26 protein-coding genes are annotated in these 26,644 nt (G+C 38.9%); 14 read left to right on the top strand and 12 right to left on the bottom strand.

Annotated elements, in window-relative coordinates:
* Positions 1-6: 6 nt before the first annotated feature.
* Positions 7-984: an NAD(P)H-dependent flavin oxidoreductase gene (locus ACOKFD_RS11195; RefSeq protein WP_422858010.1), complete on the bottom strand. Its 978-nt coding sequence runs from the start codon at positions 982-984 to the stop codon at positions 7-9.
* A 114-nt stretch (positions 985-1,098) separates the two neighbouring features.
* On the opposite strand from ACOKFD_RS11195, the gene ACOKFD_RS11190 reads away from it, so the two are divergent.
* Complete coding sequence (locus ACOKFD_RS11190; protein ID WP_422858009.1) at positions 1,099-1,572, top strand: acyl-CoA thioesterase; 474 nt, start codon at positions 1,099-1,101, stop codon at positions 1,570-1,572.
* Between the two features lie 3 nt (positions 1,573-1,575).
* Here ACOKFD_RS11190 and ACOKFD_RS11185 read toward each other — a convergent pair whose 3' ends face one another.
* The 3 genes from ACOKFD_RS11185 to modA form a co-directional block, all read right to left on the bottom strand.
* Positions 1,576-2,448, bottom strand: a complete 873-nt coding sequence (locus ACOKFD_RS11185; protein ID WP_422858008.1) for a sulfate/molybdate ABC transporter ATP-binding protein — start codon at positions 2,446-2,448, stop codon at positions 1,576-1,578.
* Positions 2,445-3,116 carry a molybdate ABC transporter permease subunit gene (modB, locus tag ACOKFD_RS11180; RefSeq protein ID WP_422858007.1) on the bottom strand — a complete coding sequence of 224 codons (672 nt, stop codon included), beginning with the start codon at positions 3,114-3,116 and terminating at the stop codon, positions 2,445-2,447. Before modB ends, ACOKFD_RS11185 begins: the two co-directional genes overlap by 4 nt.
* A 70-nt stretch (positions 3,117-3,186) precedes the next feature.
* Positions 3,187-3,834, bottom strand: a complete 648-nt coding sequence (gene modA, locus ACOKFD_RS11175; protein ID WP_422858006.1) for a molybdate ABC transporter substrate-binding protein — start codon at positions 3,832-3,834, stop codon at positions 3,187-3,189.
* A 10-nt stretch (positions 3,835-3,844) separates the two neighbouring features.
* Here modA and ACOKFD_RS11170 point away from each other — a divergent pair, with 10 nt between their 5' ends.
* Positions 3,845-3,979 carry a hypothetical protein gene (locus ACOKFD_RS11170; RefSeq protein ID WP_422858005.1) on the top strand — a complete coding sequence of 45 codons (135 nt, stop codon included), beginning with the start codon at positions 3,845-3,847 and terminating at the stop codon, positions 3,977-3,979.
* 13 nt (positions 3,980-3,992) lie between these two features.
* Here the strand turns inward: ACOKFD_RS11170 and ACOKFD_RS11165 are convergent, their stop codons facing one another.
* From ACOKFD_RS11165 to ACOKFD_RS11140, 6 genes are all read right to left on the bottom strand, one after another.
* On the bottom strand, positions 3,993-4,886 hold the full coding sequence (locus ACOKFD_RS11165) for a DMT family transporter (protein ID WP_422858004.1): 894 nt from the start codon (positions 4,884-4,886) through the stop codon (positions 3,993-3,995).
* Positions 4,883-5,236 (bottom strand): ArsC/Spx/MgsR family protein, encoded by a 354-nt coding sequence (locus ACOKFD_RS11160; protein WP_298996541.1) that lies wholly within the window; start codon positions 5,234-5,236, stop codon positions 4,883-4,885. Before ACOKFD_RS11160 ends, ACOKFD_RS11165 begins: the two co-directional genes overlap by 4 nt.
* Before the next feature lie 15 nt (positions 5,237-5,251).
* Entirely contained in the window at positions 5,252-5,854 is a 603-nt protein-coding gene (locus ACOKFD_RS11155; RefSeq protein ID WP_422858003.1) for a short chain dehydrogenase, read from the bottom strand.
* A gap of 11 nt (positions 5,855-5,865) precedes the next feature.
* Positions 5,866-6,558, bottom strand: coding sequence for an aspartate/glutamate racemase family protein (locus ACOKFD_RS11150; protein ID WP_422858002.1), 693 nt, complete (start codon positions 6,556-6,558; stop codon positions 5,866-5,868).
* Between the two features lie 201 nt (positions 6,559-6,759).
* Positions 6,760-7,062: an ArsR/SmtB family transcription factor gene (locus ACOKFD_RS11145; protein ID WP_422858001.1), complete on the bottom strand. Its 303-nt coding sequence runs from the start codon at positions 7,060-7,062 to the stop codon at positions 6,760-6,762.
* Between the two features lie 80 nt (positions 7,063-7,142).
* Entirely contained in the window at positions 7,143-7,883 is a 741-nt protein-coding gene (locus tag ACOKFD_RS11140; RefSeq protein WP_422858000.1) for a PdaC/SigV domain-containing protein, read from the bottom strand.
* A gap of 86 nt (positions 7,884-7,969) precedes the next feature.
* On the opposite strand from ACOKFD_RS11140, the gene ACOKFD_RS11135 reads away from it, so the two are divergent.
* The 4 genes from ACOKFD_RS11135 (at position 7,970) to ACOKFD_RS11120 (ending at position 13,812) form a co-directional block, all read left to right on the top strand.
* Positions 7,970-9,124, top strand: a complete 1,155-nt coding sequence (locus ACOKFD_RS11135) for a cystathionine gamma-synthase (RefSeq protein WP_422857999.1) — start codon at positions 7,970-7,972, stop codon at positions 9,122-9,124.
* A gap of 129 nt (positions 9,125-9,253) precedes the next feature.
* The gene (gene gdhA / locus ACOKFD_RS11130; protein ID WP_422857998.1) at positions 9,254-10,594 is read left to right on the top strand and encodes an NADP-specific glutamate dehydrogenase; all 1,341 of its coding nucleotides are present in this window, start codon (positions 9,254-9,256) and stop codon (positions 10,592-10,594) included.
* A 79-nt stretch (positions 10,595-10,673) separates the two neighbouring features.
* Complete coding sequence (gene recO / locus ACOKFD_RS11125) at positions 10,674-11,393, top strand: DNA repair protein RecO (protein WP_422857997.1); 720 nt, start codon at positions 10,674-10,676, stop codon at positions 11,391-11,393.
* Position 11,394: 1 nt separating this feature from the next.
* The gene (locus ACOKFD_RS11120; protein ID WP_422857996.1) at positions 11,395-13,812 is read left to right on the top strand and encodes a TonB-dependent receptor; all 2,418 of its coding nucleotides are present in this window, start codon (positions 11,395-11,397) and stop codon (positions 13,810-13,812) included.
* A 45-nt stretch (positions 13,813-13,857) separates the two neighbouring features.
* Here ACOKFD_RS11120 and ACOKFD_RS11115 read toward each other — a convergent pair whose 3' ends face one another.
* Entirely contained in the window at positions 13,858-14,199 is a 342-nt protein-coding gene (locus tag ACOKFD_RS11115) for a hypothetical protein (RefSeq protein ID WP_422857995.1), read from the bottom strand.
* A 179-nt stretch (positions 14,200-14,378) separates the two neighbouring features.
* On the opposite strand from ACOKFD_RS11115, the gene ileS reads away from it, so the two are divergent.
* Genes ileS through ACOKFD_RS11095 form a run of 4 tightly spaced genes read left to right on the top strand, consistent with a single transcriptional unit; the run spans position 14,379 to position 19,479 of the window.
* A complete protein-coding gene (ileS, locus tag ACOKFD_RS11110) occupies positions 14,379-17,780 on the top strand; it encodes an isoleucine--tRNA ligase (RefSeq protein WP_422857994.1) in 3,402 nt (1,133 codons plus the stop codon).
* 3 nt (positions 17,781-17,783) lie between these two features.
* Positions 17,784-18,167, top strand: a complete 384-nt coding sequence (locus tag ACOKFD_RS11105; RefSeq protein WP_298996566.1) for a TraR/DksA C4-type zinc finger protein — start codon at positions 17,784-17,786, stop codon at positions 18,165-18,167.
* Between the two features lie 4 nt (positions 18,168-18,171).
* Positions 18,172-18,813: a hypothetical protein gene (locus ACOKFD_RS11100; RefSeq protein ID WP_422857993.1), complete on the top strand. Its 642-nt coding sequence runs from the start codon at positions 18,172-18,174 to the stop codon at positions 18,811-18,813.
* 33 nt (positions 18,814-18,846) lie between these two features.
* Complete coding sequence (locus tag ACOKFD_RS11095; RefSeq protein ID WP_298996571.1) at positions 18,847-19,479, top strand: lipoprotein signal peptidase; 633 nt, start codon at positions 18,847-18,849, stop codon at positions 19,477-19,479.
* Here the strand turns inward: ACOKFD_RS11095 and ACOKFD_RS11090 are convergent.
* Positions 19,476-20,039, bottom strand: a complete 564-nt coding sequence (locus ACOKFD_RS11090) for a 5-formyltetrahydrofolate cyclo-ligase (protein ID WP_422857992.1) — start codon at positions 20,037-20,039, stop codon at positions 19,476-19,478. The genes ACOKFD_RS11095 and ACOKFD_RS11090 overlap by 4 nt on opposite strands.
* A gap of 463 nt (positions 20,040-20,502) precedes the next feature.
* Between ACOKFD_RS11090 and uvrC the strand changes: the two genes are divergently transcribed.
* From uvrC to ACOKFD_RS11070, 4 genes are all read left to right on the top strand, one after another.
* Positions 20,503-22,290, top strand: a complete 1,788-nt coding sequence (gene uvrC / locus ACOKFD_RS11085) for an excinuclease ABC subunit UvrC (RefSeq protein ID WP_422857991.1) — start codon at positions 20,503-20,505, stop codon at positions 22,288-22,290.
* Positions 22,291-22,299: 9 nt separating this feature from the next.
* A complete protein-coding gene (locus tag ACOKFD_RS11080; RefSeq protein WP_422857990.1) occupies positions 22,300-24,564 on the top strand; it encodes a patatin-like phospholipase family protein in 2,265 nt (754 codons plus the stop codon).
* 308 nt (positions 24,565-24,872) lie between these two features.
* Entirely contained in the window at positions 24,873-25,658 is a 786-nt protein-coding gene (locus tag ACOKFD_RS11075) for a DUF3108 domain-containing protein (protein ID WP_422857989.1), read from the top strand.
* Between the two features lie 10 nt (positions 25,659-25,668).
* Complete coding sequence (locus ACOKFD_RS11070) at positions 25,669-26,637, top strand: tryptophan 2,3-dioxygenase family protein (protein ID WP_422857988.1); 969 nt, start codon at positions 25,669-25,671, stop codon at positions 26,635-26,637.
* The last annotated feature ends 7 nt before the right edge of the window (positions 26,638-26,644 follow it).

The following is a 26,644-nucleotide window of genomic DNA, read 5'->3' as shown; positions in this document are numbered from 1 at the left end:
AACAGGTTAATCCTTAGGATAGACCTCCAAAAGTTTTGTCTGTTCCTCAATGGCTTCCTTAAATTCGGTTTTTAAGGATTGGACGAGTTCCGATACTAGCATAACATTTTCAATGGTCGTTACGCCCTGACCAGCGGACCATATCGTTTTCCAAGCTTTAGCCTCGGTATCCAGTTCCTTGCCGAAATCAATCTTTTGGTCTTTTTTCAAATCTTCTTCAGAAATTCCAGCAGCTTGTAAACTTGCAGCCAAGAAATTGGCGTGCACTCCTGAAATGGCAGCGGTATAGACCACATCACTTGCCCCTGAATCAATAATCATTTGCCTATACTCTTCAGGCGCCTTGCTTTCTTCGGAATTAATGAAACGAGTACCCATATAGGCTAAATCGGCACCCATTTGCATCGCGGATGCCACATCCCTACCGGTGCTTATACATCCAGATAGTAAAATAGTTTTGTCAAAAAATTGCTTAACCTCTGCTATCAAACTCATGGGATTAATACTCCCTGCATGTCCCCCAGCTCCTGCGGCAACCAAAATGAGACCATCTACTCCTGCCTGCGCAGCCTTCTGTGCGTGTCTTTTTTTGATGACGTCATGAAAAACCAATCCACCGTAACTATGAACCGCATCCACAACCTGACTTACCGCACCCAACGAAGTAATGATTAGGGGCACTTGATGTTTGATGCACAACTTCAAATCCGCTTCCAATCTGGGGTTGGTCGGATGTACGATGAGGTTTACTCCAAAGGGAGCGGGTTTCTTCCCAGTTTCCTTCTCAAAAGCTTTTAAAGAGGTTTTTATCTCAATCAACCACTCCTCAAATCCTTCGCTGCTTCTTTGGTTTAGTGCCGGAAACGTCCCTACTATTCCATTTTTGCAACACTCAATCACCAATTTTGGACCGGAGATTAAAAACATGGGGGCTGCTACCACTGGCAACGCAAGATCTTTGATGAATTCAGCTTTTTGAGACATGGTTTCGTGTTAAAGTATCATTAAAAATAAGTCGATTTTTGGGATAGATGGGTATCTATATCCAAAACTATGATAATTTTACAATTATTATGCATGCATAACAAATAACCGACTATGTTTTTTAAGGAATTTGATATTCGATGGAGCGATTTGGATGCGAATCGACACTTGGCCAATTCGGCATACATTAATTATATGAGCCATACGCGTATGGCTTATCTTGGGATTTTGGGGTTTAATCAGAAATCCATGGCCAAACACAACATAGGCCCAGTGGTCTTTTACGAACATATGTACTATTTCAAGGAAGTTTTCCCTGGAAAACCGATAAAGGTCTCCTTAGGTCTTCAAGGGTTGAGTGAGGATGGAATGTTCTTTGAATTTGAACACAATTTTTACAACAGCGACGGGAAAAACTTTGCCCGATGTGAAATGATGGGAGCATGGATGGATTTAAAAGAACGTAAACTCATCGGTCTTCCACAAGAATTTTTGGATGCCTTTGGTAAAATGGAAAAGGAAGCTAGCTTTAAAGTCTTGACCAAAGCGGATACTAGAAAGTTTGTCAAAATCCCAAAGGATTTGTAAAAGCTATTTTTTGTAGACGTTTGGTTTAAAATCATTGGAGGCCAAAACAATTCTATCGCCCTTTTGAATGGATTTACCTTGTTTTTGGGAGAAAGACATTTTCAGGACATGGTTTTGAACAAGAAGTTGAGCGATAAAAGAATCACCACTAGATTCAATGGACAGTACTTCTGCAGTTACTTTAAAGTCTTCATTGATTTCCTTTGAAGCAAACAGTTGGTGGGGATGGCCTTGTTCAACTATTTTACCGTGGTGGAGTTCTATAACCCAATCAGATAGCTTAATGATTTCCTCAACATTATGACTCACCAAAATGGTGGTCAATTTGTACTCTTTATGCGCTTCCAAGAGATGTTTTTGCAATTTTCTTCTGATGTTATCGTCAAGAGCCGAAAGGGGTTCGTCCAAGAGCAAAATTTTAGGCTGTTGAGCTAAAGCTCTGGACAGTGCCACACGTTGTTGTTGTCCTCCAGAAAGGTTTTTTGGTTTTTTATGCTTCAAATCTCCAAGCTCGTTCAATTCTATAAGATGCTGCAGGTTGCTATTTTTTCTCTTTCCAGCAGCGAACTGTAAATTTTCAAGCACCGTCATATGGGGAAAAAGGGCATAGTCTTGAAAAACAAAACCAACATTTCTTTCTTGAGGTTTTATGTTGATGACTTTAGGCTCTGATTGAAACCATATTCTTTCATGTACCGAAATTCTGCCTTTATCAGGTTGAAGCAATCCGGCCAAAATACGAAGTAAGGACGTTTTGCCCGCTCCAGATTCTCCAAACAAGGCCACCATTTGACCTTCTTCAATGGTAAAACCCACATCGAGAACCATGTTGCCAGAGGGTGAGTCGAGTTTCTTTTGGATTTGAATATCCATCATTTCCAAAAGGGTTTAATATATCTACCATTTATAAGATAAACCGAAAGTAGAATGGCAAATGTGGTTATAAAAAGAATGGCAGAATAAAAGTTGGCCGCCCCATAATTCAAGGCTTCAACCTCATCATAAATAGCAATGGATGCCACTTTGGTGACTTCTGGAATGTTTCCGCCAATCATCAAAACAACACCAAATTCCCCAATGGTGTGTGCAAAGGCCAAGACAATTCCAGTCAATACTGCAGGTTTTATGTTGGGCAATAATACTTTTGTCAAAGTTTCCCACTTGGATTTTCCCATTAAATACGAAGCTTCTTTAAGAGAAGGTGAAATACTGGAAAGGCCCGATTGAATGGGGTGCACCATAAAAGGCAAACTGTATAGGATGGAAGCCAACACCAGCCCAGGAAAAGAAAACACCAGTTTTATTCCGAACCAGTCGTTTAGCCAATTTCCAAAGGCATTTCCTGGACTAAATGCAACCAGAAAGTAGAACCCAAGTACTGTAGGAGGTAAAACCAAAGGCATGCTGACCAAGGTTTCGATGACAGGCTTCAATTTTGATTTGGTTTGTGCCAACCATGAGGCCAAAGGGATGGATATGATGAGCAGCAAAAATGTGGTGGCCAAGGCCAATTTTAAAGTAAGTAGCAAAGGGTCCCAAATCATAGATTTCGGTTGTAAATTAGGTTGTACAATTTAGCTATTTTAAAACGACTTTAAATGAGCCTAAGCGAATTCAGTTGGGGATAGAATATCCATATAGTCTCAGTATTTTTTGGGCTTCTTGGGAGAAGAGAAAATCATAAAAAGCAAGTGCTTCATTAGAAGCACCGTTTTCTTTCTTTATAAGGCTCGCACTTTGAAGAAGTCTTGGATAAGCTTCCTCTGCAAGGGCAATCCAATGACCCTTGTTTTTCATTTCTGCTGAAAGCACAACCGCCATGGAGGTAAAGCCAATTTCAGCCGATTTTGAAGTTATGAATTGGTTGGTTTGTGCAATACTTTCACCATATACCAGTTTCTCAACCACGCTTTCATAAAACGGTTGACCTCTCAGAACGGCCAGCGCAGCTACGCCATAAGGCGCTGTTTTGGGATTGGCTATGGCTATATGCTGGACGGTATCCGTCTGAAGCAGAGGAAGAGAAGGAGTCAACTCTTCCAATACTGTCCAAAGTACTAATTTCCCCTCAGCATAAATCTTCGGCTTTCCTTCTGTTTTTTGGGTTCTATGTAATTCTTCTGGGTATTTTATATCTGCTGATATAAAAACATCATAAGGCGCACCTTGTTGAATTTGGGCGGTAAGTTTTCCTGATGATCCCAAAATAAGCTCGCAGTCAATGTTTGTTTTGTTGGAAAAGCTGTCCGCAATTGATTTCATGGCAAACTGCATGTTGGCAGCAACAGCTACCGTAACTTTTGGTTTTGAATTGGCCGATTCATTACAGCTTACAAAAGCTAGAATTGAAAGAAAAAGTAAGCACCTAAAAGACATCCTCATCATGAGAATCAAAAATACGCTTTAAAGAAAGAAAAGAACTAGGGTCTTGGCTTGGGTTTTTTACTGCTTAAATACACTCCGAATAAAACCAAACAGGTGGCCAATATTTTCACCAAAGTTAACTGGTCTTTTCCTGAAAAAAGAGCAAAAAAGATTCCAAAAAGAGGTTGTAGGTAAACAAAGGCACCCACAGTGGATGCTTTTAATTGTGTCAATGCAAAAACATTGAAAAGATAGGTCAAAAAGGTAGTTCCTATTACCACAAAAGCAATGGAACCATAAACCCATAGAGGCATGGATGACCATTGTATTTCCAAAAACTCGGGTAACGTTATCGGGAAATTGATAATGAGCGCAATGGTAAAAAGCCAACGCATCAAAGTAAAGGGGTGATATTTTTCAATCAAGGTTTTGGCCACAATCAAATAAGCTCCGTAGGAAGTTGCATTCACAATAAAGAGGAAGTTGCCCAATGGAATATTTGGGGCATCACCTCTTATTTCGGCACCAAACAAAATGAGGGCCAATGCACCAACAAACCCAAGGAAAATACCTAATCCTTTATTGATGGTTATACGTTCGCTTAGAAATAGTGCGGATAAAATCACTACGATAATTGGGGTTATGGTGACCAAAACAGCACTATTAATTGGTGTTGATAGCTGTAGTCCTTTAAAAAAGGCAAGCATGTTGATAACCATACCCAGTATGGCACATACAAGAACCCTGAGCCAATCTTTTTTTTCTATTTTTTCCTTGGGAGCGAACAATGAAAAAATCCAAAAGAGGGCTGTAGCACCAACCACTCTTAGCATGATAAATCCAAAAGGCTTTACATAGGTAGGCATAACCCCTTTGGCAATGGTATGGTTTATGCCGTAAATGGTGGTGGCCCCAACAGCGGCCAATATGGCCAATGTGCGTTTGTTCATCCGTGTAATGCTTCCTTGGCGGCTTGAACCACTTTTTTGGAGTTTCCGATAAAAATTTGATTATCTAATATCAAAACGGGTCTTTTCAAAAAGGTATAATGATCCAATATCAGGTCTTTGTAATCTTGCTCGGTAAGTTCCTTTTCATGTAATCCTCTTTGGCGAAACAACATGGCTCTTCTGCTAAAAAGAGCTTCATGACTCTCAGCCAAGTTTTTCATTTGTTCCAGCTGTGCAGGGGTTATGGGTTGTGTTTTTATTTCTTGGAGTTCAAGATCATCCAAAGGTTGCAATTCCTTTAAGATTCTTTGACATGTGTTGCAGGATTCCAAGTAATATATCTTTTTCATATTCAATTGATTTGATCATTCATAAATCCGAATAATTTTACCATTATCCTTTCCCATTACACTTCTTCCATATCCTCTGGCAACCTTGTCCATTGGGACTGGGGAGTGTCCAGGAAAATAATTCCGGTATTTTTGATAAGCATCTTCCACCATTCCCGCAGAAACCACATTCAGGCGGTTACCGTTTTCCAGTTCCAAGGATGCAGCTTTTACAAAACTATGAATTGCGCCGTTCACCATGGCAGCACTTGCTGTATTTTCAACAGGGTCATCTGCTAAGATTCCAGTAGTCAGAGTAATAGAGCCTTTGCGATTTAAATAAGAAAGACCGATTCTTACGAGATTTACCTGTCCCATAAGTTTACTTTTAATTCCTATATAGTAATCTTCTTCGGTCAAAGCACTAAAGCTATCCCATTTGGCTTCTCCTGCTATACATACAATGGCATCGACTTTGCCAATCTGTTGAAACATGGCTTCAATGGAAGGCGTTGAAGAAATATCGACTTGAATTTCTCCACTTTTTCTGCCTGAAACTAGCACCTGATGTTCTGTCTGAAAATGTGCTGCTACTTTCTTTCCAATGGTTCCGTTTCCTCCAATAATCAGTATTTTCATTTTTTCAAAAATTAAGAGGTTGCAAAATCAACAGCTGCCAAAGAATGTATCATGGTCGTATCAAAAGAAGGAAGGGTAACCTCTTTTTCTGGAATTAATATCGGCAACTCGGTACACCCTAAAATGACCCCTTGAGCGCCTTTTGATTTCAATCCTTCTATTATTGCCAAACATTTTTCTTTGGCCTCAGAGGTGAATTGACCCTTTACCAATTCCCCATAAATCAAATTCTGGAGATACGTTCTTTCCTCTTCGGATGGAATCAATACTTCCAAACCAAAATCGTTTGTCAGGATTTTAGTATAGAAATCCCGCTCCATAGTAAAACGGGTGCCCAACAAACCAATTTTTGAAATACTTTTTTTCTTGATAGCATCTCCTGTAGCTTTGGCGATATGCAAAAATGGAACTGAAATAGCCTCTTCAATGTATTCGGCTACCAAGTGAATGGTATTCGTGGCCAAAATGATACTATCCGCTCCAGCAGACTCCAATCGTTTTGCTTCTTGAGCCATAAGCTCTCCAATTTTATCCCAATTATCTTCAAAGGATAGTTTTTCTATATCGGAGAAGTCAACTGAACTCATTAGAATCTTTGCGGAGTGGGAGCCTCCTAATTGGTCCGCTACAATACGATTAATGTATTCGTAGTAAAACTTAGAGGATTCCCAGCTCATTCCTCCAATTATTCCTATAGTTTTCATGTTTTTTGATTTTTATTTTACTCTACTCATAAATTCTGCATCCTCAAGGGGGTGAGAATTGAAAAAGTCAAACAAGACTTTGACTATGCTTCTTTTTTTTGTTCCTGTGTAGTACTGTTGTGTGATTTTTTCGCAAGGAATACACTCTTCCATAATCAATAAATTTATATTTCGCTAAATCTCGATATGTTATAAAAAAAATTACAGTTCCTGTTGCAATGCTTTAAAATAGGCTTGGATTACTTCTTCATTTCGTCTGTAATACGTCCATTTGCCATGTCGGGTGGGGATTACCAAATTGGCGTTTTGCATAGAATTTAAATAGGTTGAAATAGTGGATTGCGATAATCCGGTTTTGTCTTGAATGAATCCAACACAAACCCCATCATCAAAATGGTCAATTTCTTGATGCGGAGGAAAATTTGCTTCGGGGTTTTTTAGCCATTTTAGAATGTTCACCCGAGTTTGGTTCGCTAAGACTTTACTGATTTCAACAATGTTCATGAAGCAAATATAATTAAAATATCTACATATTTATATTTTTAGATATGTAAAAATGTTTTAGAGAATATCTAGGTGGTAAATTAACGTTGGATATCCCGTTTTAGATACTTGTTTGACTCTGCATAGGGAATGGTCAATACGATTGGTCCATCGGCATAGGAAGCTACTTCATACTGATTATAGACCAATTGTATACCATCTGGGGTATAGCCTATATTTTCTGCCAAATGGAATACATCGCCATCAAACATAAAACCTGTGGTATTAATATTTCCATCTTGAGGAATTTTTTCTTGAATCCTGAATTTGGACTCAGCGAAGTGGCTAAAACCTTCTTCATCTTCAAACAGCTCCCAATTTTCTAATTCTGTTCCCTTTAGCTTATCAAAATTTAAAAATGAAGTGGAGCTGTATCCGTGCGCCCCTCCGGTAAAGACATATGCATTGATTACCAAGGTAAGTATGTTGGCATCTTCATAAACAATATCACCATTTATTTTAGCTTCCCAAGGGACTTCATCTAGAAACTTTTCTTTTAACTCCTTGAAACTCGAAGTAAACGACTCAACGGCATCATTAATGGATGCTATCTCTATGTCCTCGTTAAAAGAGAGCAGTGCGATTACTTCCTCATGTAAAGCGTTATTTATGGCTTTTGAAATTGAGCTATCATCCAATGCTTCCGGAAGTTTTATTTCAATTTGTGAACAGCTCTCACATGATGCGTTGGACAACTCAAAAGTTCCAAAAGTAAGTTTAGCTTCATTTTCACAACCAAGGAGGAGCAAAATGAACAAAAGTATGCCGATGGTTTTTTTCATGTTTTGTTGTTTAAGGCATTTCAAAAATAAGACTTCGTTGATTACTCCAAAAGATAACGATACCTTTGTTCGCATATCAAAACAAAATGAGCAGTAAAGACTTAAAATTCAACAGCAAGACCATTCATGGAGGACAGCATCCTGACAAAGCTTATGGTGCGGTGATGCCTCCTATTTATCAGACATCCACCTATGCACAGAGTACACCCGGTGGACATATGGGGTTTGAATATTCCCGCAGTGCCAATCCAACCAGAACGGCCTTGGAAAATTCTTTGGCCAGTATTGAAAACGGACAATATGGTTTGGCTTTTGCAAGTGGGTTGTCTGCCATTGATGCAGTGATTAAGTTGTTAAACCCAGGAGATGAGGTGGTTTCTACAAATGACCTCTACGGAGGAAGCTATCGACTGTTCAAGCAGATTTTTGAAAAATATGGGATCACCTTCCATTTCATAGGTATGCAAAGCCTAGAGACCATTGCATCTCATATCAATGATAAAACTAAGTTGATTTGGGTTGAGACTCCTACCAATCCCATGATGAACGTTATTGATATAGTAGGAGTTTCTAAATTGGCTAAAGAGCACAATTTACTTTTGGCCGTTGACAATACCTTTGCCACTCCATATCTTCAAAGACCGTTGGATTTGGGCGCAGATATAGTCATGCACTCCGCAACAAAGTATTTAGGCGGACACAGTGATGTGGTAGTAGGGGCTTTGGTAGTAAATGATAAGGATTTAGCCGATAAATTATATTTCATTCAGAATGCTAGTGGCGCAGTCTGTGGCCCTATGGATAGTTTTTTAACCCTTCGTGGAATCAAGACTCTACATGTGCGTATGCAAAGGCATTGCGAAAATGGTAAAGTGATAGCTGAATACTTGGCCAAGAATCCAAAAATAGAAAAGGTGTATTGGCCAGGATTTGAAACCCATCCAAATCATGATATTGCGAAAAGTCAAATGGATAATTTTGGCGGTATGATTTCTTTTGTTCCCAAAGGAAGTAGTTATGAGGATGCTATCAAGATAGTAGAAAACTTAAAGATTTTCACCTTGGCGGAATCGTTGGGAGGAGTTGAGAGTTTGGCAGGACACCCAGCTAGTATGACCCATGCCAGTATCCCAAAAGAAGAACGTGAAAAAAGCGGAGTGGTAGATGCTTTGATTCGTTTGAGTGTAGGTATTGAAGACGCGGATGACTTGATTTCGGATTTGGAACAAGCCATAGGATAATCCGAAATTGCAAAATTTTCACAAAACAAGGGTTAAATTGTTTAAATAGCATAATTTTGCCGTCAAATTCCTAATTCGATAAAAAAGAGCCCGTTTCGGGAACATCAATTAACAATTTACCAATCCTTTATGGAAGCAAAAATCAAAGCATTTATGGATGAGGTGAGGAGTCGTAACGGCCACGAACCAGAATTCATCCAAGCAGTTCAGGAAGTTGCTGAAACCGTCATACCTTACATTGTAAAACATGATATCTACCATGGCAAGAACATACTTTTGAGAATGGTCGAGCCAGAAAGACTAATCTCATTTAGAGTAGCCTGGGTAGATGACCAAGGAGAGATTCATGTAAACCGTGGATATCGTATTCAGATGAATTCGGCCATTGGTCCATATAAAGGGGGACTTCGCTTCCATCCTACAGTAAACGCCAGTGTTTTGAAATTCTTGGCCTTTGAACAAGTATTTAAGAATAGTTTGACCACCCTGCCCATGGGTGGTGGAAAGGGAGGATCGGATTTTGACCCTAAAGGAAAATCTGATGACGAAGTAATGCGTTTTTGCCATGCTTTTATGACTGAATTGAGTCGTCATATAGGTCCAAATACAGATGTGCCAGCGGGTGATATAGGAGTAGGTGCACGAGAAATAGGATTTCTTTTTGGGAAATACAAAAAAATAAGGAACGAGTTTACTGGCGTACTTACTGGAAAAGGCATTTCCTGGGGAGGTTCTTTGATTCGCCCTGAAGCTACTGGATATGGAACTGTCTATTTCGCGGATAGTATGTTGAAAACAAAGAATGATTCATTTGAAGGAAAATCCGTGGTTATTTCAGGTTCAGGTAATGTAGCTCAGTTTGCTGCTGAAAAAGTGCTGCAACTAGGAGGCAAGGTGCTTACAGTTTCAGATTCTGGAGGCTATGTTTATGATAAAGATGGCATAGACATGGACAAACTAGAATATATCATGGATTTGAAAAACAACAGGCGAGGAAGAATATCAGAGTATGCAGAGAAGTATCCATCTGCTGAATATCATAAAGGCAAAACACCGTGGGAAATCCCCTGTGATGTGGCCCTACCCTGTGCCACGCAAAATGAGTTAGGCGGAGATGATGCAGCTACTTTAATTAAGAATGGATGTATTGCAGTCGCCGAAGGAGCCAATATGCCTTCAACACCAGAAGCGATTCATGCCTTCCACGAGGCAAAAATATTGTTTGCACCTGGAAAAGCTTCCAATGCTGGTGGTGTTGCCACTTCAGGATTGGAGATGTCCCAAAACTCACTGCGTATAAGCTGGACTAGGGCAGAAGTAGATGAGCGCTTGAAGGGGATTATGGAGGACATTCATGATTCTTGTATAGAATATGGTATGGAAGATGGCTATTGCAACTATGTAAAAGGAGCTAATATTGCTGGATTCGTAAAAGTAGCGGATGCCATGTTGGCCCAAGGGGTAATATAGCTAGTCAAAACAATTTATAGAACAGTTTTAAGACAGGGTTTATCTTTACCTTGTTTTAAGACTGTTTTTTTTGAGATAAATGCAAGTTACTACCAAGGCCATAGTATTTTCTTCCCTAAAGTATGGGGATACCAGTCTTATCGTAAAGGCCTACACCGAGTCTGATGGATTAAAGTCGTATTTGCTCAAAGGGGTTTTGGCCTCCAAAAAAGGAAAGTTAAAAGCCGCCTACTTTTTACCATTGATGCAATTGGAAATTGTGGCCAATCATAAAAACAAGGGGACCCTTGAAAATATTCGAGAGGCAAAAGTGAAACATCCTTACGCTTCTTTACATACTGACATTGTAAAAAACAGCCTTGTTCTTTTTTTGGCTGAAATGTTAGGAAATTCCATTCAAGAACATGAACAAGATTTGGCGCTTTATAATTTCTTGGAATACAGCCTTCTATGGTTGGATGAGCATTCCGTAAATGCCAACTTCCACTTGCTTTTTTTATTGAACTTGACCAAGTATTTGGGATTTTATCCTGATACCTCTTTTTCCCATTCTCCTTACTTTGATTTGCAGGAAGGGAGTTTTGATTCAACACCATCTTTGAATCCAATAATCCAGGGAGAAAATTTAATAGAGTTCAAAAAGCTGTTGGGCATAAATTTTGATGCACTTCCAACAATAAAAATAGGCAAACCCCAGAGGCGTGAACTCGTGAAAAAAGTTATTCTGTATTTTCAGCTACATTTGCACGGATTCAGAAAACCCAAGTCCCTGGAAGTTTTAAACGCAGTTTTTGAATAATATGCGCAGCATAGTTGGATGTGTCCTTATTCTTTTTTTGGCATCTTTTTCAGCTTTCTCCCAAGAAATAACGGTCTTGGATGCCGAGACGGGCAACCCTGTGATTAATATAGCCGCATATAACAAGGACAAATCCAAAACCGCTATTTCTGATTTTGATGGAAAATGTGATATCAGCGTTTTTTCCAACAACGAAAGGATTACTTTTAAACACATTAGCTATGAGATTTTTACATCTACCAAAGCACAGATTGCAAAGCGGGGAAATCGTATTTATCTCAATTTAAAACCGGAAGAGTTACAAGAAGTAGTGATGTCGGTTTCTAAGTGGGAACAGCAGAAAAGTGACATTCCCCAAAAAATTGAATCCATTGACGCACGAAGCATTTCTTTTACCAATCCACAAACTTCAGCAGATTTATTACAGAACAGTGGGAAGGTTTTCGTTCAAAAAAGTCAATTAGGAGGGGGGAGCCCAATGATTCGCGGTTTTGCTACCAATCGTTTACTATTGTCCGTAGATGGGGTTCGCATGAATACCGCAATATTTAGAGGCGGAAATGTTCAAAATGTAATTTCAATCGACCCCTTTACCATAAAGAACACGGAAGTTATTTTTGGCCCTGGCTCTGTAATTTATGGAAGTGACGCCATAGGAGGAGTCATGAATTTCTTTACCCATAAACCTAGATTTTCCTTTACAGATAGCTTAACGGTTTCTGGAAATGCGTCCTACCGTTTTGCATCTGCGAACAATGAAAATACGGGACATTTCGACATCAATTTTGGGCAGAAAAAATGGGCAGCCTATTCTAGTTTTAGTTACAACAATTTTGATGATTTGAGGATGGGTCGTCATGGTCCAGTGGAATACCTTCGAAATAGTTTTGTGGAACGAAGGAACGGTATTGATGTTTTGGTAGAAAATGAAAATCCGAGACTACAGGTTCCTTCAGGCTATGATCAAATCAACTTTCTTCAAAAATTTACCTATAAACCCAACAAGACATGGAATTATGATTTTGGGCTTTATTACTCTGAAACATCTGACTATTCTAGATACGATAGGTTAATTCGTCCAAATAGTGATGGTACTGGATTGCGTGCCGCCGAGTGGTTTTATGGACCCCAGAAGTGGTTTATGGGGAATTTTCAAATCACAAAAAAGGGGAAGAACAAATTTTATGATGGTGTAAAGCTTACAACCGCTTATCAGCATTTTGAAGAAAGTCGGAATGAGCGCAGATTTCAGGAAACTACACGTTTTACCACAGAGGAAAATGTGGATGCCCTCTCTATAAATTTAGACTTTGAAAATAAAAAAATAGGAGATTTACGACTCTATTATGGAGCGGAATATTTGTTTAATAAGGTCAGCTCACAAGGCAGCCAAAGAAACATAGAAACAGATGAGGTCTCAGCATCCGCCTCACGATATCCTGACGGGTCTACATGGCAAACCTTTGCAGGGTACGTTAACGGTGAATATAAACTGAAACCCAATTTTACGCTGCTATCCGGATTGAGGTACAGCCAAGTTTGGGTTGATGCACAATTTGACGATACTTTTTTTCAATTTCCCTTTGACGAAGCGGACCTTATAACGGGAGCACTCACGGGGAGTATTGGTTTTAGTTGGTTTCCAAAAGCAGATTTTCAAGTTACTATGAACGGCTCTACAGGATTTAGGGCCCCAAATATTGATGACATTGGAAAAATCTTTGATTCTGAGCCTGGCTCCGTAGTGGTGCCCAATCCAGACCTAGAACCTGAGTACGCATATAACATCGAATTTGGGATTCGAAAAAATTTCAATGATAAGTTGGTGCTCAAGGGTTCTACGTACTACACATATTTAGTGGATGCCTTAGTAAGACGGGATTTTGAATTCAACGGTCAACGGGAGGTAGAGTTCAATGGTGAATTAAGCAACGTACAGGCTATTCAAAATGCTGCACGATCATATATATATGGTTTTGAGCTTGGAATGGATGCTTTTCTAACTGAAAATTGGTCGCTTTCATCCAATCTAACCATCACAGAAGGTATAGAAGAAGACGATAGTGGAGTAGATTCTGCGGGACGTCATGTTGCACCTACTTTTGCAGATGTCCATTTGATATGGCAAAACCAAAAGGTAAAAGCAGATTTTTTTCTAAACTACAATGGAGAAATAGCATTCGAAGATTTGGCTCTTTCTGAAAGAAGCAAACCGTTTATTTATGCTACGGATGATACAGGAAATCCATATTCTCCCTCATGGTACACCCTAAACTTTCGTTCACAATATCAAATTACCAATGCATTAAAGAGTACGTTGAGCCTTGAGAACTTAACGGACCAAAGATATAGGACCTATTCTTCTGGAATTGTTGCTCCCGGGACTAATTTGGTTTTGGGATTAGGGTACAGTTTTTAAAAAAAAGGCCCTGTTTCAAGGCCTTTTTTCATTTGCATATTTTTACTAATTGTCCATTTTTTCTTTGGCGTCCTTAGCAGCTTTTTTCAAATCCTCGCCCGCTTTCTCCGCGGCATCTTTTAAGTCTTTACCTGCTTCTTCGGCTTTTTCCATGGTTTCCTCACCTACTTTTTTGAGACTATCCAAAGCTTGTTCGGTTTCTTCACTTGCTTTTTTCAGTGCATCAGAGGCATCATCCGCAGCTTTTTGAAGGTCTTCCCCAGCTTCTTCCAAAGACTTTGAAGCCTCTTCAGAAGCTTCTTTTGCTTTGTTCGTAGCCTCCTTACAAGAAACTACGGTTCCCGAAGAAATAAAAGCAACAAGAAGGATAAAAATCACTTTTTTCATATCTGTAATGGTTTTGTGTTAAGGGCTTAAATTAACAAAATAGCATGATTTTACCTTTAAAAGAACTTTATATTTAATTCTAGAGAGGAAACTAGGATTACTCAAAGCATTTGACCCCAAAGAATTCCACTTAAATTTTTAATTTTGCGAACTTGGAATTTGAGAAGAAAAAGGAGCCGATGAAGTTCGCGGAATATAAAGGATTGGACTTACCAAAAGTAGCCGATGAGGTATTGGATTTTTGGAAGGACCAAAAGATTTTTGAGAAAAGCGTTTCAACAAGGGAAAGCAGGGAAAGCTATGTCTTTTTTGAAGGCCCTCCTTCCGCAAACGGAATGCCCGGGATTCATCACGTAATGGCACGAACCATTAAGGATATTTTTCCGAGGTACAAAACCATGAAAGGCTTCCAGGTAAAACGTAAAGCCGGTTGGGATACACATGGCCTTCCTGTGGAACTGGGTGTGGAAAAAGAACTTGGGATTACGAAAGAGGATATCGGTAAAAAAATCTCCATAGAAGAATACAACGAAGCCTGCCGGAAAGCAGTGATGCGCTATACGGATGTGTGGAATGAAATGACGGAAAAAGTAGGGTATTGGGTCGATATGGATGACCCATACATCACCTATAAATCCAAGTATATGGAGTCCGTATGGTGGTTGTTGAAACAAATTTATGACAAAGGCCTTATATATAAAGGATATACCATACAGCCCTACTCTCCAAAGGCAGGGACAGGTTTAAGCTCCCATGAGCTGAATCAACCAGGCACTTACCAAGATGTTACCGATACAACGGTTACAGCCCAGTTCAAGGCAAAAAAGGAATCGCTTCCTGATTTCTTAAAGGAAGTTGATGGGGATATTTATTTTCTAGCCTGGACGACCACGCCATGGACCTTACCTTCCAATACAGCTTTGACGGTGGGTCCCAAAATAGACTATGTCCTGGTAAAGAGTTTCAACCAGTACACTTTTGAGCCCACTCTAGTGGTTTTGGCAAAAGCCTTGGTAACCAAACAATTCTCTGGTAAGTTTTTCGAAGCAGAAACAGAAGAAGACTTCAATAGTTTTGAAAAGGGAGCAAAGAAAATACCATATCAAGTCGTCAAGAGCTTTTCTGGGAAAGATTTGGTGGATATACAGTACGAGCAGTTGATAGATTATGTACTTCCTTATCAAAATCCTCAGAATGCATTTCGTATTATTTCTGGAGACTTTGTAACTACCGAGGACGGTACTGGAATTGTTCACACCGCACCCACTTTTGGTGCAGATGATGCCTTTGTGGCCAAACAAGCAAAACCTGAAGTGCCACCCATGCTGGTTTTGGATGAAAACAGCAATCCTGTTCCCTTGGTTGATTTACAAGGTCGTTTCCGTCCGGAACTTAAAGAGTTCGGTGGCAAGTATGTTAAGAACGAGTATTATGAAGATGGTAAGGCTCCAGAGAAATCAATAGATGTAGAGATTGCCATCAAACTAAAGGAAGAGAATAAAGCCTTTAAAGTTGAAAAATACTTGCACAGTTATCCCAACTGTTGGCGAACGGACAAGCCTATTTTGTATTATCCATTGGACTCTTGGTTCATAAAGGTGACAGATGTAAAAGATAGAATGTTCGAATTGAACCAGACCATCAATTGGAAGCCGAAAGCCACAGGAGAAGGCCGTTTTGGAAACTGGTTGGCCAATGCGAACGACTGGAACCTATCCCGCTCTCGATATTGGGGGATTCCTCTGCCTATTTGGAGAACCGAAGATGGCAAAGAGGAAATCATTATCGGCTCTGTTGAAGAACTGAAACAGGAAATGTCCAAGTCTGTTGAAGCGGGCTTCATGGATAGGGACATCTTTGCTGATTTTGTGGCTGGTGACATGAGCGAGGCCAACTACGACCAGGTTGATTTACATAAAAATATAGTGGATCAAGTAACACTGGTATCACCCTCTGGGAAACCCATGAAAAGGGAGTCAGATTTAATAGATGTGTGGTTCGATAGTGGTTCCATGCCCTATGCACAATGGCATTATCCTTTTGAGAACAAAGAATTGATTGATGATGGAGTGGCTTTCCCGGCAGATTTTATTGCTGAAGGTGTGGATCAAACTCGAGGATGGTTCTACACTTTGCATGCCATAGCCACCATGGTTTTCGATTCCGTTTCCTACAAAAATGTGGTTTCGAATGGATTGGTTTTGGACAAAGACGGGAAAAAGATGTCCAAGCGTTTAGGTAATGCGGTCGATCCTTTTGAAACCTTACCTAAGCATGGAGCAGATGCTACGCGATGGTATATGATTTCCAACGCCAATCCATGGGACAATCTAAAATTTGATTTGGATGGTGTGGTTGAGGTAAAGCGTAAATTTTTTGGCACACTATACAACACCTATTCCTTTTTTGCCCTATACGCGAATATTGACAAATTCGATTTTAGTGAAGAAGAAATTGCATTAAAGGAAAGGCCAGAGATTGACCAATGGATTTTGTCAGAGCTACACTCATTGATTCAAAAAGTGGATGAAGCATACAACGACTATGAAGCCACCAAAGCGGCACGAATGATTTCCGATTTTGTTCAGGAAAACTTGAGCAATTGGTATGTGCGTTTGAGCAGAAGACGTTTTTGGAAAGGGGATTATCAGCAAGACAAGATTTCAGCGTATCAGACATTATATACCTGTTTGGCTACTGTGGCCAAGCTTTCGGCTCCTATAGCTCCTTTTTATATGGACCGGCTGTACAAGGATTTGAATGCAACCACCGGAATAGAGGGTTTTGAAAGTGTACACTTGGCAGATTTCCCATCTTTTAATGGTAGCATGGTTAACAAAGCATTGGAGGGAAAGATGCAAATGGCCCAAAAAGTATCTTCCTTGGTTTTATCCATACGTCAGAAGGAGAAAATAAAAGTAAGACAGCCCTTGCAAAAGATTATGGTGCCTGTTGTGGACGAAAATCAGAAGAAAGAAATAGAAGCAGTCTCAGATTTGATAAAATCGGAAGTAAATGTTAAGGAGATTGAGTTGTTGGATGATGCTTCGGATATTTTAGTGAAAAGAATAAAACCCAATTTTAAAGTATTGGGACCAAAGTTTGGCAAGGACATGAAGGCCGTAGCGGCTGCCGTGGGTCAATTAAACCAAGAGCATATCCAAAAAATGGAGCGTGAAGGCGAATTAATGCTTCAATTAGAAAATAAAAGTATTATTTTACAGTTAACCGATGTAGAAATCACTTCCCAAGACATAGAGGGGTGGTTGGTGGCAACTTCGGGCATGCTCACGGTAGCGTTGGACGTCACCATCAACGATTCGCTTAGAAAAGAGGGAATTGCAAGAGAGTTGGTAAACAGAATCCAGAACCTTAGAAAGGAATCGGGATTTGAGGTTACAGATAAAATAGACATCAAAATATTAAAAGACGGTTTTGTAGAAAAAGCGGTATCCAGTAATGAAGATTACATCAAAACGGAAACATTGACTGCAGAATTGAATTTTGAAGAAAAATTGGAAGAGGGCGTAGCAATCGCCTTTGATGAAGTAAACACAAAATTATTTATCCAAAAACATTAGAACATGGCACAAGATTTAAAAGTTAGATATTCGGATAAAGACCTTGAAGAATTTAGAGCACTTATTGAGGAAAAAATAGACAAAGCCAACAATCACTTGGAACTTTTGAAAAGCTCTTACATGAACGATGGGAACAACGGAACGGATGATACGTCTCCTACCTTTAAAGCTTTTGAAGAAGGTTCTGAAACTATGAGCAAAGAGGCGAACACCCAATTGGCCATCCGTCAAGAAAAGTTTATTCGCGATTTGAAAAACGCTTTGTTGCGAATAGAGAACAAGACTTATGGAATATGCAGGGTTACCGGTAAGTTGATCAACAAAGAGCGCCTTAAGTTGGTTCCCCATGCTACCCTCAGTATTGAAGCCAAGAACATGCAGAAGTAATAGCATGCCCCTGGATTGTTTTAAATGTAAGGGGCTCGTTGTTTTGTGTACGGTTTTATGCTTTTCAAGTACTGCTGCCCAGAAAGTACTGAGAAAAACACTGGTGGACTCCCATGTATCCCGCATTGTAATTGATGTTGAAAACTGCTATAAAGTAAATCTGGAAACCACTGCTTCAGATGAGCTACAGATAAATGCCAGTATGGAAGGGGAGTACTCTACGGATTTAGTGGTAAACCTTGAAACCCAGGGGAAATCCATTTTAGTAAGTACAGGATTCCACCCCAACTTTAGTATTCCCAATGATAAGTTAAGTGCGCATAAAGTGATTTCCATAGCTCTGGATATCCAAGTTCCACAGTATAAGGAAGTCGTTGTCTATGGTACAAATTCTCATGTTGAAGCCAAAGGTGATTACCGAAAGCTCTCGGTAAAGCTTTCTGACGGAGACTGTAAAATAGTTGACGTGGGCGAAACGGTTGATGTTACAACCCAAAAGGGAGACATTTGGTTAACAACAAAATCCGGAGTTGTGGAGGCAATCAGTGATTATGGGAAAGTGTTTAAAAATAGTTTGCCCAAAGGGGACAAACACTATGTGTTACAGAGCAAAGAAGGCAATATCTACTTGAACAAAACAAAATAATATGCCTACTTTTGCCCATTCTTGAAAGAAGCGATGAATTTAAAAAAGTCCTTACTCATCATTTTTTTGATTTTGCTGGTAGACCAAATCAGTAAGATTTACATAAAAACCCATTTTGTATTGGGAGAATCTATTGATGTTTTTAGCTGGTTCAAGATTCTTTTCATAGAAAACGAAGGAGCAGCTTGGGGCACTAAATTGAGTGATTTATTGCCCATATCAGAGAGCGCTGGCAAATTGGTATTGACCATTTTTCGTCTTTTTGCCATTGTAGGGATTGGATATTGGTTATGGGACATTATCAAAAAAAATGCACCCAAAACTTTAATTATAGCCGTATCACTCATATTTGCTGGAGCACTTGGTAATATTATTGATTCCGTTTTGTACGGAACTATTTTCAATGAAAGTATTGGACAGGTGGCCACACTTTTTTCTGATGAACCATATGGAAAGCTCTTCTACGGAAAAGTCGTGGATATGCTCTATTTTCCAATGATAGATACCACATGGCCCGATTGGGTTCCTTCGTTGGGAGGAAAAAGTTTCCGTTTTTTTGAACCTGTATTTAATATTGCAGATACAGCTATAAGCACCGGGGTTGGTATTTTGATTGTCTTCAACAAAAAGGCTTTTCCAAAAGCGGAAAAAATCCAAAAAGCTTAAAATTTGTAGACCTTATTGGGAGTTGCACAGTAATCCAAGCCAATATCGCCCTTGCGGATATCCGTAATCTGTTCTGTTTCCGCTTCAAAGAGAGAAAGACCAATTTTTACTGTTTTTGGATTGCATTCGGATAAGAATTCATCATAAAATCCTTTTCCATATCCAACTCGGTTGCCCAATTCGTCAAAAGCCAATAAAGGAATAAAAACGACTTCAATTTTGTTTACGGGTATTTCAATACCATCAACGGGTTCGGGAATGGACCATTTGTTGGGTTTCAACTGTGTATTGTCTGTGAGCAGGTAATGTTCGAGTGACAGCTCACCCATCATTTTAGGGACTACAATATGCTTATCTCTTCCCTGAAGTAAGGTAATCAAGGGTAGCGTATCCACTTCTTTGTTTTTTACAATGCTCAAAAAAGTATGGAAATAAAAAAAATCCCAAATAGGGATTTGTAAAATTTGATTTACTAAGGATATACTTTTTATTTCGATTTCATCCGATGAAAGATGAGCTCTTTTTACTTTGTAGTTATTTCTTAGTTCATGTTTCAACATAAAATGTTGAAGCGTTGGGGGCGTCTTAGTATATTAATCTTGAACTGTCTTTCTTTCGGACACCGAATAAAAGATTTTGAAAAATAACATCAAGATGAGATACATTCCTAAGACAATAATGTAATTCTCCATAATTATACCTGTTTACTGATTTAAATGTAAGTAAATAATCGGAAAGATTGCTATGAAATGCACTTTTTATCGATGAAAGGCACACTTTTTAGCAACAGTTTAACAATTTGAAAGAAATTTTAGACATTTTTTTGAGCCAATATCAATGCTAAGTTGTTGTTTATCTGAGCATTGGTTTAAATTAAATCAAATACAAGCATATTCTAAAAAAAAAATCAAGTATCGAGTGGGAAATATCATTAATCAAAAGGGTGCATAGATTTGTCAATTTTAACTATCATGCCATTTATTTACATTTAACTTTGTTTAAGACCTATTGTTGCTCTAAAATATGTCCAATACTGCCATTGAGGTTCAAATAAGCACATTACCAAGTAATCCAGGGGTATACCAATTTTTCGATGCCGATGGAAAGATTTTATATGTGGGAAAGGCTAAAAACTTAAAAAAAAGGGTCTCTTCTTACTTTACAAAAAATCACGAATACGGAAAGACTCGGGTACTGGTCAAAAAAATAATGAGTATCCGTCATATAGTAGTTGCCACAGAATCGGATGCACTTCTTTTGGAAAATAATCTGATAAAGGAGCATCAGCCTCGCTACAATGTGTTGTTGAAGGATGATAAGTCCTATCCATGGATTTGCATCAAAAATGAGCTGTTCCCCAGAATATTCATGACGCGAAACATATTTAAGGATGGATCGGAATATTTTGGTCCTTATACCAGTGTAAAAACCGTAAAGACCCTCCTTGAATTAATTAAAAATGTACACCCTCTGCGTACTTGTAAGCATCAGTTGACCAAGGAAAAGATTGAAGCCGGGAAATTCAAATTTTCGCTTGAATACCATCTTGGTTTTTGTCAAGGAGCATGTCAAGGATTGATTAGTGAAGAGGAATATAGCAAACGAATAGAAAAAGTTAAGGAAATCATCAAGGGCAATTTCAAGATTCCGTTGCAAGAGTTCAAATTGCAAATGAAGGAGTTGGCAGCTCAGATGGAGTTTGAAAAAGCACAGCAAATCAAGGAAAAGATAGAGATACTAGAAAGCTATCAAGCTAAATCCACTGTGGTGAACCCAAAAATCAATAATGTGGACGTATTCACCATCATTTCTGATGGGACACATGGCTATGTGAACTTTCTTCAGCTTTCACATGGGTCCATCACTAGGTCGCACACCCTGGAAATAAAGAAAAAACTGGATGAAACGGATATTGAGCTTTTGCAACTGGCTATTGTAGAGTTACGACGCCGTTTTAACTCCACGAGTACGGAAATTTACTTGCCATTTCCTGTATCGGTTGAAGATAACCTAAAGGTTACCATACCAAAATTGGGAGACAAAAAGCGCATTTTGGAACTTTCAGAAAGGAATGCCCGCTTTTTCAGACAGGACCGCTTCAAGCAAATTAGAATTACCGACCCCGATAGGCATACCAAGCGTATTATGGCTCAAATGAAGGCCGATTTGAGACTTTCAGAAGAACCAGTGCATATAGAATGTTTTGATAATTCCAACATTCAAGGAAGTAATCCTGTGGCGGCATGTGTTGTCTTCCGCAATGGAAAACCCTTCAAAAAAGACTATCGGCATTTCAACATTAAGACCGTAGAGGGACCAGATGATTTTGCGAGTATGGAAGAAGTTGTTTACCGAAGATATAAAAGACTGCTTGATGAAGAGAAAAGTTTGCCACAGCTCATTGTAATTGATGGTGGCAAGGGTCAGTTATCTTCTGCTTTGAAAAGTTTGGAAGCTTTGCAGCTGAGAGGTAAAATTGCCATTATAGGCATTGCCAAACGTTTGGAGGAAATATATTTTCCAGATGACCCCGTTCCACTTTATTTGGATAAAAAATCCGAATCATTAAAGATAATCCAACAACTCAGAAACGAGGCGCACCGATTTGGGATTACTCACCACAGGAATAAAAGAAGCAAGAATGCCATTGATTCGGAATTGGAAAGTATTGAAGGAGTAGGTAAAAAGACAGCTGAACAGCTTTTAAAGAATTTTAAGTCCGTGAAACGAATCAAAGAAGCCACGGTAGAGAGTTTGGCAGAAACTGTTGGGATGGCGAAGGCAAAAAAGATTTATGAAACCTTTCATTAGGAATTGGAAATGAAGAGAAAAATCGCTCTTTTTTTAATAGTTGTTTCGGGATTGTTCGGCTTTTCCCAAACCGATAATGCAGAAGACTTAAAGGTTGGATTGGTTCTTAGCGGAGGAGGTGCCAAAGGTTTGGCCCACATTGGAGCATTAAAAATCATCGAGGAAGCTGGAATTAAGATAGATTATATTGGAGGCACAAGTATGGGAGCCATTGTAGGCGCTTTGTATGCTTCGGGGTATTCAGCCAACGAGCTGGACTCCATTTTTAGAACTACGGATTTCCCAAAGCTCATAACGGATAATGTTCCCAGAGGAGCCAAGACTTTTTATGAAAAAGATGACTCGGAACGCTATGCCTTAAGTTTACCATTCGACAACTTCAATGTATCTTTTCCGCAGGCAATTTCTGGCGGGCAAAATATTTACAACGAATTTGTAAAACTTCTTTTTCATGTAAAGGACATATCCGATTTTAAAAAGCTGCCCATACCCTTTATATGCATGGCCACCAATGTTGAAACAGGGGAAAGTGTTTTATTGGACAGTGGGTATTTGCCAGAGGCCATTATGGCGAGTGGTACGTTTCCTTCTCTTTTTGAACCTTCGGAAGTTAATGGGGATATACTTATTGACGGAGGGGTAGTGAACAACTATCCCATTGAAGAGGTTAAGAAAATGGGTGCAAATTTTATTATTGGTGTGGATGTGCAGCACGATTTGGCATCAAGAGAGTCCCTAACCTCCGCGACAGAGATTCTACTGCAAATCAATAATTATCGAACTGTGAACGATATGAAAGAAAAATCCAAACAGACCGATATTTATATTAGACCGGATATTAATGAATTTTCTGTCATTGATTTCGAAAGGGGTCAGGAAATTATCCAAAGCGGTCGTGATGGAGCTATGGAAAAGCTTGAAAAATTGGAGCAGGTGGCCAACGTACAAGATGCTGGACTAAAAAGGAAACAGGGTATTCCGGCCATGGACAGCCTTACCATAAATAGACTTATAATTCGGGGGAATGATCGCTATACTAGAGGATACATTAAGGGAAAGCTTAGGTTCAATTTGGCGGAAAAGATTGCTTTTGAAGAATTAAAACAGGGAATAAACAATTTATCTGCCACGGGAAATTTTAAAGCAATTCGCTATGAATTGGTTTCCAATGGCCTAGGAACCGATTTGATTTTGAAGTTAAGAGAGAAGGAAACCAAGATGTTCATTAAAATGGCCGCTCATTATGATGATTTGTATAAAAGTGCCGCACTTATCAACCTCACCCGAAAGAATTTTTTAATGAAAGATGATGTGGCTTCTTTTGATTTTATTTTGGGAGATCATATTCGGTACAATTTAGAATATTACTTAGATAAAGGATTTTATTGGAGCTTTGGTGTAAACTCCAGATTTACAGATTTTGATGAAGAAATAGATTTTGGGCTGATTCGTTCAAATTTTGATGTGATAGATGATCCGAATATCCGCGAAATTACATTGGATGTTACGGATCTTACCAATCAGATTTATCTACAAACCGTTCTTCGAGAAGAATTTGCGCTTACCCTTGGTTTGGAACATAAATTATTGAGATACAGTACAAATACTTTGAACGATTTAATTGAACAAGAGGGCCCTGAATTCTTTGTCCCAAACTCTTCCGACAGAACTTTCTTTGAAGACTCCAATTATTTCAGTGCCTACGGATCTATTAAGCTCGACACGTACGATGATAAATACTTTCCTACCAAAGGGTTGTTCTTTGATAGTGACTTTCATTTGTATCTTTTTTCTTCTGATTTTAATAACAATTTCAAGGAGTTTTCAATTGGAAAAGCACAGTTGGGAGTAGCCTTTCCTATAGCAAAGAATCTGTCCCTTAACTTGGAGACCTCTGGAGGCTTTAAATTAGGTACATCGAGCGTAACCTCTTTTGATTTTGTATTGGGGGGCTACGGGAATGACCTGATAAACAATTTTATTCCATTTTTCGGGTATGATTTTTTGAGTTTGCCCGGGAACAGCTTTGTTAAGGGTTTTGGACGACTGGATTATGAATTTGCTCCAAAAAACCACCTCATGTTGACTGCCAATTTCGCCAATATAGATGATGATTTGTTTCGTACAGGAGAGTGGTTTTCAGAACCCAGCTTCTCAGGTTACGGTATTGGTTATGGCCTGGAATCTTTTTTAGGGCCGGTTCAGGTTTTTTATTCATTTTCCCCAGAATCCAGTGAAAACCACATATTTTTTAGTGTAGGTTATTGGTTTTAGAATTTCTGGCTCCGTCACGTATTATATAAGGATTTCATAAATTTTTATTTGGTTAGTTAAAGTCCGTTAAAAACTTATTTTCCTACAAAAGCTTGGTGTATATTTACAAAACATAAGGGGTGGTTCCCTTATAACTTTAAGTATTGGTTTTTCATAATTTAAAGTTTGGTTGGTTATTTAGGAAAAGCCCGGTTGCTAAACTGGGCTTTTTTTATTTTACAATATTTTGGAACAGCTTTTGTTTAAGTAATTGTAAACTAATCTTCTTGAAGATTGATTTTACTAATTTTACATTCATATTTTAAGCCATGAAGAAAATATACATCCTACTTTGTATTCTTTTTACCCTTCCGACTACGGCGCAAAAAACCTATCCCGCCTTTAAGTCAGGTGAATGGCTAAAATTTCGCATACATTATGGTTTTCTTAATGCAAGTTATGCCACTTTGCAACTGAGTACCGATACTATCGACAGTATACCTGTTTATCATGTTGTGGGCCGAGGAAAAACTACCGGTTTCGCCAGTATCTTTTTTAAGGTCGATGATACCTACGAAAGTTACTTCGGTCGTAAAGATGGCAGACCTTATCGATTTATCAGAAAAATAAATGAAGGAGGCTATACAAAGGATATTGAAATTGATTTTAAATATGATGAGGATAAAGCGATCCTTAAGGACAATAAGAATGGTAAGCAACTTGACATACCAGTACATGATGATATTCAAGACTTATTGTCTGCAGCGTATCATATGAGAAACAGGTATAAACTCCAAGACTTCAAAAAAGGGCAATCGATTGATATGGATATGTTGTTTGACGATGATGGTGTTTACAAATTCAAGTTAAAGTTTTTGGGAAAAGAAATCATTCGCACCAAATTTGGAAAGGTAGAATGTCTTAAATTTAGGCCTTTGGTACAATCGGGGCGGGTTTTCAAAGAAAAAGAGAGTCTTACCCTTTGGGTTTCCAACGATATGAACAAAATACCTGTCCGAATAAAGGCAGATTTGGCAGTGGGGTCTTTAAAGGCAGATTTAGATGGTTATAATGGACTTCGCAACCAGTTTAAGATAATAATGAAGCAGCGATAGATTTTATTGAATGAGCCAGGACGACATCATTAAGTCCCAAATCCATAAACTTGAAGAAAAATACAAGAACTCAGGTCAGGACCTTAGCTCCTATCTTGATGGCCTGTTGTATCAAAAGTATCTCACATATTGGGATTATATTCATTTAGATACCCTTCTTAGTATACAGGTTCCGCGGACACACTTTCCAGATGAGGAGATTTTTATCATGTACCATCAGATTACAGAACTGTATTTCAAGCTGATTCTGCATGAACAAAAGCAAGTTGTGGAGGATAAATCCCAAGACTCAGCCATTTTCATGGAAAGAATACGAAGAATGAACAGCTATTTCAAAGCACTTATTTCTTCTTTCAGTATTATGATAAAAGGTATGGAGCGCGAACAATTTCTTCGATACAGAATGGCGCTTCTCCCAGCCAGTGGATTTCAATCAGTACAATATAGAATGATTGAGATTTATGCCACACCTCTAGAAAATTTGGTGCATTTGAATGACCGGGAAACATTTACAAAAAAAAATACCATTGAAGAGCTCTTCGAACATATTTATTGGAAAAAGGGAGCAACGGATTTGACCACAGGAGAAAAGACCCTGACGTTAAAGCAATTTGAGTTTCGGTACACCCCCAGACTTCTGCGGATTTCAAACCAAGTGAAGAATAGTACAATCTATCACAAATATTTGCAGTTCCCCGAAACATCCAGGAACAATGAAGCGTTGATAAATGCGTTAAAAGAATTAGATGTGAATGCCAACGTGAATTGGCCGTTGATGCATATGGGTTCTGCATATCGCTATTTGGCCAAAGAAAAAGCTGAGGTAGACGCTACTGGAGGCACAAATTGGAAGGCATATTTGCCTCCGAGTTTCCAGAAAATAATATTTTTCCCAACTTTGCATTCTGAAGAGGAAAAAGAAAACTGGGGAAAGCAGTGGGTAGACCACATTTTCAATCCTGAAAATAAAAAGATATAGCATGAGG

The organism is Flagellimonas ulvae (assembly GCF_049333175.1).
Taxonomy (GTDB): Bacteria; Bacteroidota; Bacteroidia; order Flavobacteriales; family Flavobacteriaceae; genus Flagellimonas.
Note: the sequence above shows the minus strand (reverse complement) of the source record. Positions and strands in the feature narration are given on the sequence as shown.